The sequence below is a fragment of the Gilliamella sp. wkB7 genome (assembly GCF_001693435.1).
Classification (GTDB): Bacteria; Pseudomonadota; Gammaproteobacteria; order Enterobacterales; family Orbaceae; genus Gilliamella; species Gilliamella apicola_N.
Genome location: NZ_CM004509.1, coordinates 491,364 through 504,153, shown reverse-complemented (window position 1 = coordinate 504,153; position 12,790 = coordinate 491,364). Strand labels below are relative to the sequence as shown.

Sequence of the window (12,790 nt, the reverse complement as noted above, 5' to 3'; positions counted from 1 at the left end):
ACCTATTCCTTTTTTAATATTTCTATTTTTATTTGTTCTAATTCTGTCATTGGAATGATTTCTGTTTCTCCATTCTCATCGGTTATACCATCTTGCGTACTTCCGTCATTGAAGTGGATACGATACGGTTGATTTTTTAGCACCTGTGAGGGTGAATCATTAAAGTGCAATTTGAATTTTCGGGCAAGACTGCCTTTTTCAAATGAAGGTACCGCTTCTTTTATACTTTCAGGACCACTGTAAGATAAAACTGCCGTTTTTTGTAATATGCTGGTTGGTGCTATCATTTCGATAGTGCCATTTTTGATACGAATTCCGCCACCACCACTAAGCAGTAGCAGTTCATTTTGGGCATTAATGGTAATTTTACCTGCACAGCTAGTGATAAACATATTTTTTTGGGCAGTTAATTCCATTTCATCGGATTGGGCTTGAATTTGAACTCGTCCTGAAGCAGCAATAAGTTTTATTCCTAACTTATGGGCAAAAAGAGATATCATTTCACCTGCTGCCATAGAGAGCTTTTTAAAAATATTGATGCTTGCATTGTTACCTGCGGTAGCAATAATATTTTCATTTGCAGCATGTTGAATGCTTCTGGGCGAAATTTGTGTGATCCCTTGTTCACCATGAATAACAACGGTAGATTCCTGTAATTGATTACTGGCATCGAATAATGCTTGCTGTTCGGTTATTTCGGCTAGTTCAGCGCCACTCACTTTGCCGCAACCGATCAACGCTTGAGATATATCAAGAGACTTTTCAATCTGTTTAACGGTACCTTTCATTTCAAGCTGTTCACCAGTCGCTTTTTCTTGGCTTATGGTTGTAAGATAAACACCTTTACTGGCTCTTATTGCTCCAAACTCATCGGTCCTAAGTTCAAACCCTTCGCCACGTTGTTGTTTTTTATTATTTACTAAATGCCCAAGGTTAAGCTGAGTTTTACCATATTCGGTGGCTAATTTGATGTGTTCTTGCTCACGCTTATCATCCATGCGCAGTTTATTATTGGCAGGTGTTCGAATTACATTACGGTGTTTGTTACTGGTCGAAACGTGATCCGGATTGCTGCTGTCATGCATTGCATGAGCAATATAAGGTCTATCTGGATTGCCAGAAGTAAAACCGATCGCCACTTCTGTGCCATCTATAAGCGGGAAGTGGAACCCATAAGTATCACCCGCATAAGGTTTAGCGAGTCTAACCCATAAGCTTTCTTCACCTTTCTTCCATTCGGTTAAATCAAAATCGAATTTAACACGATAACGACCTTGAGTATCAATGTAACCGTAGATATCATTATCTGGGCTGGTGACTCTGGCTGGCAAGGTTCCACTCACCTTTGGCCAAGCAACTGGAGCAGGCCGGTAGGGTTTTAATTCTTCAAATGGAATAGCAGTAAAATGGGTTTTGTAAGATGAGCTTCGGTCTGCATAACTCTGCGTCGATAGGATTATAATCCCTTTTTGAATATGATTAATTGGACTTTCATCAACGGTAATTATTTGCCCTGGCATTAATTGATAATCATTACACTCACCACGGATAATGATTTTATCACTGATGTAATATTCATGACGGATTTGCGCATACCAATGGCCACTTTCTACTGTGTTTGAACTACCTTTTTGCTTATAGTGTTCACCATAGCGGTAATCATTGCCATAAGTAGTGGTGTCCTTAATTTGGGTATTAACGTTAGATTTTAGATTACTCTCGGCGGCGCGATAATTATAATCATTAACTGATACTTGTTGTTGTTTGGTTTTACTTTTAAATTGTAAATTCCAAATACTGTTTTGTTGAACATCATTCATGCCGCTAGGCGGTTTAAAAGGCAAGTGTCCTTTATTATCAAATCCTTGTTCGTAATCACTGATAACCATGACATCACAAGAGTGCTGTACATGTGTTTCAAAACGAAACCAAATCCCAATATCGGCTAAAATACGCTGAATAAAAACAAGGTCACTTTCTTGCCATTGAGTAATAAATTCACGAGCAGGATAGGAGTTTTTCAGTTCTAGGCGATATTCAATACCAGTAAATCCATGGGAACGTAAAACATCTTCTACAACATCAACTACGCTTTTATTTTGATAGATAGCACACCGATGTTCATTGGCTAGTAAGGCTAAGCGTGAATTTAATCTGACTTGATAACGAGCTTCATCCTTACTTACTGATATCAAGCTAAATTCAGTAATAACACCATATATTGTCCTATTTTGTGCTGGAGGGGTTAGCGAACTGACTTGAATAAGTTGTTTTATAGGATCTGGTGCATGAAAGGTAAGCAAAGCAGGTTGATTAAGTATTGAGCTAATGTCGATTTGTTTATTGGTACTGGTAAATGTTATTTCGTAATGCCAAGGTTCATTCAATGACTCTTGCCCGTTAATGGAGTAAATTGAGAGAATTGTGAGCTCATCAAGTTGATCAATTGACAGGCTATAGTGATTGAGTTGACTATCAGTTGCTAATGAAGCAATTCCATTTATTAAGGAATTTATCCTATCCATTTTTGTCTCTTATACTTATCTTTACTTTTTCACATCAAATTATGTGAATTTTTGTAAATAAGATACGTTAAAATTGTCTATTGTCAATGGGTTAGTCTAATATATTTGATTGTTTCTTATAATTAAAACGATTGATAAGTGATACGACTTAGTTTTTTATTATCCTAAAACTTAAAAGGAAAAAGCTACAGATCGCTTTAATAAAAAAATTCGAATAGTTAAGTACATATCTTTTATTTTATTGAAATATTGAATTAATTTTAAATGAGATTAATTATGGTTGTAATATCCAATATTTAACAAAAAATCGGTCAAATTAACATGGATTTTATAAAGTATGCTGAGATTTATACTATTTAATCTATCAAAAAAATAGACATAATCACGTATATTCTACTAAACCATTAATCGTGAAAAATCAAATCGTTTTGATAATGAACATTACATGTTGATTCAAAGTTGAAAAAGAAGCCTTCTAAAATGAGATAATATCCATAAAAATCTCACCATAGTTTTATTATTTTTGGCGAGATTTTTATTTATAAAAGGCGATTTATTTTTCCAGTCCTAATACCATTCGTCCATTTTTGGTTGCTACATTTACCACATTATCCAAATCGGTATAGCGGCAGCCGGTAACAAGTAGTTTAAGTTCTTCCCACATATTGCCGGTTGAAAATGGAAGCATATAATCACTAATATTATCGGTACCAATGGCAACGGGAATCCCGGCTGAGGCAAGTTCGTCAACGGGGGTGAGTGAGTTACGAGTAGGGCCTTGTTCTTCACGGCGTGGGCTATCAATCCAAGCAAATGGGCAAGCAATGACCATCATTTTTGCTTCTTTCATTTTTTGATAAAGTTTTTGACGATATTCCAAGCTGTGCGCTGTGATTGAAATACTGTGAATGGCAACGACACGTCCATGCATGCCATGCTCTAAAGTTTTATCGGTGAGTTGTTCGGTTTCGATTTCGTCGGATGAGTTAAATTGGTCAACGTGAACATGAACCATTTTACCCAATGATTTACCCGTTTGCATTAAAACATCAAGATGTTTTAATCCCATTCCTTTACCATGATCACGTTCATCTCGGCGAGGTAAGCCACCAATGATATCAACCAAATCAGCACCTTTATCAAACCAATAGCGAGCTTCTTTATCGATGACACCTTTAAGCGTTTGATTGACTAATTTAATGATAATGTCATTTTTATAAGTCTCGCGAGCTCGAAGTGCGCCTCTAATAGCGCGTTCTTCAGCAATTGGATCAATATCCACAAATGACCCCATTGCCGTTACACCTTGTTCAATCATACGTTCAACCGCCATACTAAAATGGCGATAGTAATCATCTTCACTCATTGATGCTTTAACTTTATCTAAAGTATCCCATTTTTCAATTAAGGTCTGTTTTTGGTACACATCAAAACTATCTACCGTTATGGTAAAAGCACGATCGGCATGCATATGTGAGTTAACCCAACCGCCATTTTGCTTTATTTTATTCATCAAATATGCTTTTAAACTTTGATCTCGACTGGTGGATAACATTTTTTTATTATCGGTCATAATGTGCCTCTATAATTCAATTACTTTTGGGATTTAATAAAAATGGTGGATAAAAAAATCCTCCATGAAGGAGGATTAAAAACATCAACAATTGTGGACGAAAATATTGTTGATTAAAATTTAACATATCAAGCTAACCTAGACTGGTTTATAAAACTATTGAAATTCTAACCAAATTGGGGCTAATAGCAAGCTTAAAATTTTAGAAAATATCTAAATAAATGAAATGGTTAAAGTATTATTTTTTAGATTTTTATAAGACTAAACACACGGTTTTTATAGGATGGTTTTGGGGCTATGGCAATTTTTAGCATATAACTCTATATTTTATATTAAGATTTATTAGTCCAAAAATCGAGATATTTTTATGTGAATCAATATTTCAACTTTCAGATAAATATAGAAAAATTTATTGGATGTCTGACATCATTTACTCGTGTTTAAACAATCTATATGAGTAATTAATGATGAGTAGAAATAATTAAAAATAGACATCATGTTCGTAATCTCTTTTTATTAATCGGTAATTTCAGCTATACTCTTAACCAGATTTTCTATATTAAGCGTCAAGAGGTTTATATGAGCCATTTAAATATTATTGCTACAATTACAGTTAAACCAGAGTCCTACGAAGCCTTTCAACCAATTTTTAAAAAACTTGTTGAAGAGAGTCGAAAAGAAGCAGGTTGCATCCATTATGAACTTAATCAGAGTATTAGTAATCCTAATATTTATGTAGTAATTGAAACATGGGCTTCACAAGCTGCTATAGACAGTCATAACGCAACGCCACATTTTGTTGAGTTTGCTACGTTTGCCAAAGATCACGTAGACGGTTTAGATATTTGTGTAGCTAAACCTGTTAAATTCTAAATTTTTTTTAGGTAAACGATACATTTTTATAAAAAAGCCGCCAATACAATTTTATCAGCGGCTTTTAGATGAATTTTTTGCTTGATAATTTTATTTAATTATCACTGACTACCTTTTTAATTACATCTTATCGACGGTTTTAATACCTAACATATCTAGACCAACTTTAAGTGTTTTAGCCGTTAATGAAGCCAATTTTAAGCGGCTTTGTTTCAAGCTTTCATTTTCAGCCGTCAAAATAGGGCAGTTTTCATAGAAACTTGAAAACAGCGTTGCAATTTCATAAAGATAAGCACAAAGCACATGTGGCGTTCCTTCGTTTGCTACAGAAGTGAGCGTTTCATCAAATTGGATTAAACGAGTCGCTAAAGCGCGCTCTTTATCGCTGTCCAAAATTATATCACCCGTTAAACTGTCTTCAGAAATATCAGACTTTCTAAACACGGACAGCACTCGAGTATAAGCATACTGTAAATAAGGCGCAGTATTCCCTTCAAACGACAACATATTATCCCAATCAAATACATAATCGGTAGTACGGTTTTTGGAAAGATCTGCATATTTTACAGCACCGATAGCAACGGCATCAACGATTTGGGCAAGTTCAGCTTCTGACAGATCAGGATTTTTGCTACGAATGAGAGAGCTTGCGCGTTCACAAGCTTCATCAAGCAAGTCATTTAATTTTACGGTATCACCCGAACGTGTTTTAAATGGTTTGCCATCTTTACCAAGCATCATACCAAACATATGATGTTCTAATTTTAATGATTCTGGAACATATTTAGCCTTATGTACAATCGTCCATACTTGCTCTAAATGTTGATGTTGACGAGAATCAGTATAATAAAGAATACGATCAGCGTGTAACGTTTCATAACGGTATTTTGCACAAGCGATATCGGTTGTTGCATACAGATAGCCACCATCACGTTTTTGGATAATAACGCCCATTGGTTCGCCTTCTTTATTTTTATACTCATCTAAAAATACAACAATGGCACCTTCACTCTCAACCGCTAATTTTTTCTGTTTAAGATCGGCAACAATACCCGGTAGCATACTGTTATAAATGCTTTCGCCCATGGTATCTTCAACTGTTAATGTCACATTTAATCGTTTATAAGTTGCGATGTTTTGTGTCATGGTAATATCAACAAGCTTACGCCACATATCACGACAGTACTCATCACCGCCTTGTAATTTAACCACATAATTACGAGCTTTTTCAGCAAAGACTTCATCTTCATCATAATGTTTTTTTGCTGCACGATAGAAAGATTCTAAATCCGATAGTTCCATATCATTAGCATGTTCGTTTTGCATCTTTTCAAGATAAGCAATCAACATACCAAACTGTGTACCCCAGTCGCCGACATGGTTAGCTCGAATGACATTGTGACCTAAGAAAGATAATACCCGCACACTGGCATCACCGATGATGGTTGAACGCAAATGGCCAACGTGCATCTCTTTAGCGACGTTTGGCGCTGAATAGTCAACCACAATCGTTTGTGGCTTAGCAGGTAAAGTAATATTGAGTTTATCACTGTTTAATGCGATTTCATTCTGCTCGGCAATCCAACTGTTTTTTAGAAAAATATTAATAAAACCCGGACCAGCAATTTCAACTTTATCAGCAATATCATCAATATCTAAATGCTGTAAAACTTTTTCTGCCAATGCTCTTGGTGGCATACCTAGTTTTTTGGCGGTTGCCATAATACCATTAGCTTGATAATCACCAAATTGCACTTTAGCCGACTGCTTAATCAAAGCATCACAGTTGTTATCGGCGCCAGCCAGAATCATTGCTTGCGAAACGCGTTGCGTTAATAATTGTTGAATATTCACATTAAACCTAATCGATTATAATAAAATGTCGAATATGATACCGACAAAGTGATAAATTGTCACTGTAGGATTATTTTTTGAAGGCTTTTTTTAGAATAGTGGGACTGCTTTTAATGACTCAATGGCTATTTTTATAACAAAATTTATGCATGATTTCAAAAAGTTATTCAAACTACCAATCCATTAATTACCTCATCTGTTTTTTACTAATTAAATAAATTATTACTTCAAACAAAAGAAAATGAAACGGTATACACTCCTGAATAATTTTTACAAAATTATAACTGTCGTTTTTAATGCGATTTGATTTTTAATATTTTTATTATATTAGACTTTTCATTTGTTTTTGGTTTAAACCTAAAAAAGATCGGTTTTGGAAGTGAATTAATCATGTTTTTTTAAACATTTATGTAAACCGTTTTTATGCAATCAACTTTGTTGTTTACAAAATTTTAATTTATTGAGGTAAAGGATACTATAGAAAATTTATTAGTATTCGATGATTAGTGCATATAGGTTAAAAGAATCTGTAATCAATTATCTCATTACATTTAATAACAATGATAAGTAGTCTTTTAAACAATTATTTCAAGCTAAGAAAATGAAACGGTATAGACTCCTGAATAATTTTTACAAAGTTATAACTGTCGTTTTTAATGTGATTTGATTTTTAATATTTTTATTAAATTAGATTGATCATTTGTTTTTGGTTTAAAATTACAAAAGCTCCGTTTATTGAATACTTTTTTATAAGAAAATCCTTATATTTTGCAGTAGGTTAATAATATTTTTTTATTATTAAAAATTTCGATAACCAGTTATATTACTTATTTAATAAATTACATGAGTACTAGGATGAAAAAATTTATAAAAGTATTATCTAGCATTGTCTTTTTAAGCATATCCCTAAACAGTCAGGCGGCATTACCTGAATCAATTAAAATAGGTTCTGATACTTCTTATGCTCCATTTGATTACATTGATGAAAATGGTGAAATTACCGGGTTTAACATTGAAATAACCAAAGCACTTTGTGAAAAAGCAAATGTTAAGTGTGTTTTTCAAACAACAGACTTTGATGCGTTAATTCCATCTCTTTTATCAAGAAAGATTGATATGATTTCATCATCATTGATGATGACTGAAAAACGTAAAAAGCAGATTGCTTTTTCAGATGAAATTTTTGCTACCAAATCACGTCTGATAACAAAAGAAGGCACCAATATCCTGCCGACAATTGAGTCATTAAAAGGGAAACGAGTCGGCATTGAACAAGGCACTTCACAAGAACATTTTGCTAATGAAGTATGGCGCTCAAATGGAGTGACCATTGTTCCTTATCAAAATCAGTTACAAGTTTTTTCTGATTTAGTAGCGGGGCGTTTAGATGCGGCGCTACAAGATGAAGTAACAGGAAGCTATGCATTTTTAAAACAACCTCAAGGAAAAGGTTTTATTTTTGCAGGTGAGGCACTTACCGATAAAAAATATTTTGATGTTGGGGTAGGTTTAGGATTCCGTAAAAAAGACAATGAACTTAAGGAAGCTTTTAACAAAGCACTTGTTGAGATTTTAGCCGATGGCACCTATAAAAAAATCAACGATAAATACTTTGATTTTGATGTTTATAATAAGAAATAAGTAATGCAGGGCTATAGTTTACTCATCTTTCAAGGTGCATTAATTACCATAGGATTGGCAATTGCTTCTTTAGTAGTTGCCGTTTTACTGGGTGTAATTTGTGCACTTGGTAAATTGTCACATTTAAAATCATTGCGATTAATATGTCAGATTTATACTTCGGTCATTCGAGGCGTGCCTGATTTAGTGTTAATGATGTTAATTTTTTTTGGTTTGCAATTTGCAGTCAATAATATAACTGATTTTTTTAATGACGATATTATTGAAGTTAATCCCTTCGTTGCGGGTATTTTAACGCTTGGATTTATTTATGGAGCGTACTTTACGGAAACCTTTCGCGGTGCTTATCAAGCTGTATCAAAAAATACCCTAAATGCAGCGGTAGCTCTTGGATTTAGTCAGATGCAGGTATTTCGTTATGTGATGTTTCCTTTAATGATGCGTTTTGCGCTTCCTGGTATGGCTAATAATTGGCTCATTATATTGAAAGCAACGGCGTTGGTTTCACTATTAGGACTATTTGATTTAGTTAAAGCGACTAAGACAGTAGGGGAAGCAACTTATCAACCGTTATTTTTTGCATTAATCGCAGCGGCTTTTTATCTATTTTTTACCACTATTTCGATTCTTATATTAAATTGGCTAGATAGGCGTTATTCAGTCGGCCTAACAAAAGCAAAATCATAAAAAAGAGCATTATAGAATGATAGAAATTCTTCAAGATTATTGGCAAGCTTTGTTATGGAATGATGGCTATAATATTACAGGCCTAGCTATGACGCTTTGGATCTTAATTTTATCTGTTTTGTTTGGCGGTATTTTGTCTGTTTTTTTAGCCATTGGGCGTAATTGTGCAAATAAATTTATCAAACTGCCAATTTGGTTATTCACCTATGTTTTTAGAGGCACTCCGCTATATGTACAATTACTTGTGATTTATACAGGAATTTATACGTTAAGCATTGTTAAAGATCACCAGTGGTTAGACGATTTTTTTCAAAGTGGTTTGAATTGTACTATTTTGGCTTTCACGCTTAATACCTGTGCTTATACAACTGAAGTTTTTGCAGGGGCCATACGCAATGTGCCAAGCGGTGAAATTGAAGCAGCAACGGCATTAGGCTTTAATCGTTGGCAATTATATCAATACATTATCTTTCCAAGAGCCTTTCATATTGCTTTACCTGCTTACAGTAATGAAGTGATTTTTATGTTACATTCGACGGCACTGGCATTTACGGTAACGGTTCAAGATGTAATGAAAATTGCTCGAGATATTTATGCTGAAACCTATCAACCTTTTCATGCGTTTGGTATCGCGGCAGTTATCTATCTTTGTGTGAGTTTTGTATTAATCTTTGGTTTTAAAAAGTTAGAGAAGTATTGTTTAGCATATCAGCATTATTAGTATCATTATTTTAAACATAAATATACAAAACAGCGTTATTAAGATTTTATCGTAATAAAAAAATCAGGTTATCATAGTTGTGATAGCCTGATTTTTAAGATTTAATTATTTAATTAGTTGGATAGAAATCATTTATGTCATCATGATTACCGTGGTCACTTGAGCCAGGTAATGCTCGAGTTCGATCGATCGGTACATAACTGCCACTTGGTGTTTCTATCTGACATTCGCCCAAATAGATGGAATATTTTGTTTGGGCATGCATACTCACTCCGCGAAAATAACAATGAGTGGCATTGTAGAGATCATTTCGACAAAGTATGGCTATTACCAACCAGACGCCAACAATTGACAATAATATCCACTTTAAATATTTCCAAGTAAACGACCAAAATCTTTGATTACGAATACGACAGTAAGCAACGATAAGTAAAATAACTGCAACAAATCCTAAAAATTCATATAACCAAAATAGCCACATATTGTTATCTCCTAATTAACAATTATTCGCCATTTTATACTAACTTTGTTCTTACATCCATGATCCATTACGAATTATACCAACAGCAATTCCCTCAATTGCAAAACTTTGTTGTTCAAGATCAACTTCGATAGGTGAGAACTCTTCGTTTTCGGCAATTAATTGTACATGTTTACCTTTGCGTGAAAGTCTTTTAACCGTTACTTCATCATCAATGCGAGCAACCACGACTTGCCCATTTTTTACGTCTTGCGTTTTGTGTACGGCAAGCAGATCACCATCAATGATTCCGATGTCTTTCATTGACATACCATGAACTCTAAGTAAAAAATCGGCATGAGGTTTGAATAAGGATGGATCAACTTGGTAGTGACTTTCAATATGTTCTTGTGCCAAAATTGGCGAGCCTGCTGCAACTTGTCCAATTAATGGAATTCCTTGAAAATCATTTTGCTCCTCTTGTCTTTCCAGTAATAAACGAATTCCTCGAGATGATCCGGCAATCATTTCAATTGCCCCTTTTTTGGCAAGTGCTTTTAGGTGTTCTTCTGCTGCATTTGCTGAGCGAAATCCTAATTTTTGGGCAATTTCAGCTCGAGTAGGTGGCATGCCGGTTGTTTGAATATTATCTTTGATTAAATCATAAATCTGTCTTTGGCGTTCCGTTAATGGTCTCATTATTAATTCCTGTTTTTTTATACAGATGTATGTAATTATATACAGCTAAAAATATAAAACCAACAATTTTATTAAATTTATTTTTGGTATAATGATAACTCAAAGTAATAGTGGGATTATTTTTGCAAAATAAACACTATTTTTTCCACTATTTGAAAGATTATTTGTTTAAAACACCTATTTATTTTAATCAATTGCGTAATAAAAAATAACATAGTTTTATTATTTTTTTAAAATCAATTTGTTGATAAATTCTAATGCTATTTTGAAAAAATGTTGCTTATGATATCTAAACAAAATTCGCTGTTTTCTTTACTTTTTAGATAATTTGGCGTATGTAATGAAAATCACTTGTATGATATACTATTTGAAGAATTTTATTTGATTGGATTTGGAATCTATTTCATGCCTTATATTGTAGCTCTGAGTGGCGGAATCGCTAGCGGTAAAAGTACCATCGCTAACCTTTTTGCCCAGTTAGGTGTGCCTATTATTGATGCTGACGTAATTGCTAGGCAAGTTGTTGAGATAGGAACTGATGCATATAAGCTGATTATTAAACATTTTAGTCAAGAAATTTTATTACCCAATAATGAGATAGACCGTAGTCAATTAAGAGAAATTATCTTCAATAATGATCATGAAAGACTTTGGCTAAATAATGTGTTACATCCAATCATTCAAGAACAAACACAAATCCAAATTGCCAAGCAAACTGCTGCATATGTAATTTGGGTTGTTCCCCTATTAGTTGAGAATAATTTACATAATTTTGCTGATAGAGTCTTAATGGTTGATACGCCAGAACAATTACAATTAGAGCGACTTATCCAAAGAGATAATATCGATGAATCGCTAGCAAAGAAAATGATATCGTCACAAATTTCTTCTCAAAAACGATTAACGTATGCTGATGATATTATTGTTAATAATGGTGATTTGACTTCATTAACCGCACAAGTAAATAAATTGCATCAACAATATCTAAATAACTTTAATATGAAGAATGGTTAAGTATGGATAAGATTATTTTTGAACATCCACTAAATGAAAAGATGCGAACATGGTTACGTATTGAATTTTTATTAAAGCAATTAAATTTACATAGTCATTTTGATCAAAATAATGCGCTTTTATTTTTTCATGCTCTATCTGAACTATTAGAAATCATTGAACGTAATGATGTAAAAAGTGAATTAATCAAGGAAATTGAGACCCAAAAAAATAGACTTTTATCTTGGGTAAATATCGACGGTGTCGATCAAGAGTTATTAAATAATTTAATTAGTCAATTTGATGCCTACTTAGTTAAATTCAACTCGGTTATGCGATTAGGGCAAGCCTTAAAAGATGACCGTTTTATTACTGCGATTCGTCAACGTTTAATGATCCCAGGAGGATGCTGTAGTTTTGATCTGCCATCCTTTTATCTATGGTTAGAGCAGTTACAAGAGAAACGCGACAGGCAAGTGCAAAACTGGTTACAACATTTGACAATTCTTGATGAGGCTTTGTCATGTTGTATGCAAATGATTCGGCAAATGGGTGAATTTAAACCATTTGTTTATAACAATAATTTTTTTCAAGAAACCAATGGCGAGTTTAATTTAATTCGAATTCGTGTTTCATTGGATAAAAATGTATATCCGCAAGTTTCTGGGCATATGTCTCGTTATAGTATTCGATTTATACCGCTCGAAGCGAGTGAAAATACCCATACCGAAGCAATCGAATTTGAATTAGCTTGTTGTTAACAT

11 protein-coding genes are annotated in these 12,790 nt (G+C 33.8%); 6 read left to right on the top strand and 5 right to left on the bottom strand.

Going from position 1 to position 12,790, the window contains the following annotated elements:
- Positions 1–2: 2 nt before the first annotated feature.
- Positions 3–2,525 (bottom strand): type VI secretion system Vgr family protein, encoded by a 2,523-nt coding sequence (locus tag A9G17_RS02185; RefSeq protein WP_065737295.1) that lies wholly within the window; start codon positions 2,523–2,525, stop codon positions 3–5.
- 553 nt (positions 2,526–3,078) lie between these two features.
- Positions 3,079–4,098 (bottom strand): amidohydrolase family protein, encoded by a 1,020-nt coding sequence (locus A9G17_RS02180; RefSeq protein WP_216354852.1) that lies wholly within the window; start codon positions 4,096–4,098, stop codon positions 3,079–3,081.
- Positions 4,099–4,677: 579 nt separating this feature from the next.
- Here A9G17_RS02180 and A9G17_RS02175 point away from each other — a divergent pair.
- A complete protein-coding gene (locus tag A9G17_RS02175; RefSeq protein WP_065737294.1) occupies positions 4,678–4,971 on the top strand; it encodes a putative quinol monooxygenase in 294 nt (97 codons plus the stop codon).
- A gap of 120 nt (positions 4,972–5,091) precedes the next feature.
- Here A9G17_RS02175 and argS read toward each other — a convergent pair whose 3' ends face one another.
- Entirely contained in the window at positions 5,092–6,825 is a 1,734-nt protein-coding gene (gene argS, locus A9G17_RS02170) for an arginine--tRNA ligase (protein WP_065737293.1), read from the bottom strand.
- Between the two features lie 855 nt (positions 6,826–7,680).
- On the opposite strand from argS, the gene A9G17_RS02165 reads away from it, so the two are divergent.
- Genes A9G17_RS02165 through hisM form a run of 3 tightly spaced genes read left to right on the top strand, consistent with a single transcriptional unit; the run spans position 7,681 to position 9,874 of the window.
- Entirely contained in the window at positions 7,681–8,466 is a 786-nt protein-coding gene (locus tag A9G17_RS02165; protein WP_065737292.1) for a lysine/arginine/ornithine ABC transporter substrate-binding protein, read from the top strand.
- Positions 8,467–8,469: 3 nt separating this feature from the next.
- Entirely contained in the window at positions 8,470–9,153 is a 684-nt protein-coding gene (locus A9G17_RS02160; protein ID WP_065737291.1) for an ABC transporter permease, read from the top strand.
- Positions 9,154–9,169: 16 nt separating this feature from the next.
- Positions 9,170–9,874 (top strand): histidine ABC transporter permease HisM, encoded by a 705-nt coding sequence (gene hisM, locus A9G17_RS02155; protein ID WP_065737290.1) that lies wholly within the window; start codon positions 9,170–9,172, stop codon positions 9,872–9,874.
- A 109-nt stretch (positions 9,875–9,983) separates the two neighbouring features.
- Here hisM and A9G17_RS02150 read toward each other — a convergent pair whose 3' ends face one another.
- Entirely contained in the window at positions 9,984–10,355 is a 372-nt protein-coding gene (locus A9G17_RS02150) for a hypothetical protein (RefSeq protein ID WP_065737289.1), read from the bottom strand.
- 51 nt (positions 10,356–10,406) lie between these two features.
- A complete protein-coding gene (lexA, locus tag A9G17_RS02145; protein WP_065737288.1) occupies positions 10,407–11,033 on the bottom strand; it encodes a transcriptional repressor LexA in 627 nt (208 codons plus the stop codon).
- A 405-nt stretch (positions 11,034–11,438) separates the two neighbouring features.
- Here lexA and coaE point away from each other — a divergent pair, with 405 nt between their 5' ends.
- Both coaE and zapD read left to right on the top strand, forming a co-directional pair.
- Positions 11,439–12,047, top strand: coding sequence for a dephospho-CoA kinase (gene coaE, locus A9G17_RS02140; protein WP_065737287.1), 609 nt, complete (start codon positions 11,439–11,441; stop codon positions 12,045–12,047).
- Between the two features lie 2 nt (positions 12,048–12,049).
- Positions 12,050–12,787, top strand: a complete 738-nt coding sequence (gene zapD / locus A9G17_RS02135) for a cell division protein ZapD (RefSeq protein WP_065737286.1) — start codon at positions 12,050–12,052, stop codon at positions 12,785–12,787.
- Positions 12,788–12,790 lie beyond the last annotated feature (3 nt).

Bases quoted from the DNA above. Each gene is read 5' to 3' on its own strand.
- A9G17_RS02185 (WP_065737295.1), bottom strand. From the start codon at position 2,525: ATGGATAGGATAAATTCCTTAATAAATGGAATTGCTTCATTAGCAACT.
- coaE (WP_065737287.1), top strand. From the start codon at position 11,439: ATGCCTTATATTGTAGCTCTGAGTGGCGGAATCGCTAGCGGTAAAAGT.
- A9G17_RS02175 (WP_065737294.1), top strand. From the start codon at position 4,678: ATGAGCCATTTAAATATTATTGCTACAATTACAGTTAAACCAGAGTCC.
- A9G17_RS02150 (WP_065737289.1), bottom strand. From the start codon at position 10,355: ATGTGGCTATTTTGGTTATATGAATTTTTAGGATTTGTTGCAGTTATT.
- A9G17_RS02165 (WP_065737292.1), top strand. From the start codon at position 7,681: ATGAAAAAATTTATAAAAGTATTATCTAGCATTGTCTTTTTAAGCATA.
- lexA (WP_065737288.1), bottom strand. From the start codon at position 11,033: ATGAGACCATTAACGGAACGCCAAAGACAGATTTATGATTTAATCAAA.
- A9G17_RS02160 (WP_065737291.1), top strand. From the start codon at position 8,470: ATGCAGGGCTATAGTTTACTCATCTTTCAAGGTGCATTAATTACCATA.
- A9G17_RS02180 (WP_216354852.1), bottom strand. From the start codon at position 4,098: ATGACCGATAATAAAAAAATGTTATCCACCAGTCGAGATCAAAGTTTA.
- zapD (WP_065737286.1), top strand. From the start codon at position 12,050: ATGGATAAGATTATTTTTGAACATCCACTAAATGAAAAGATGCGAACA.
- hisM (WP_065737290.1), top strand. From the start codon at position 9,170: ATGATAGAAATTCTTCAAGATTATTGGCAAGCTTTGTTATGGAATGAT.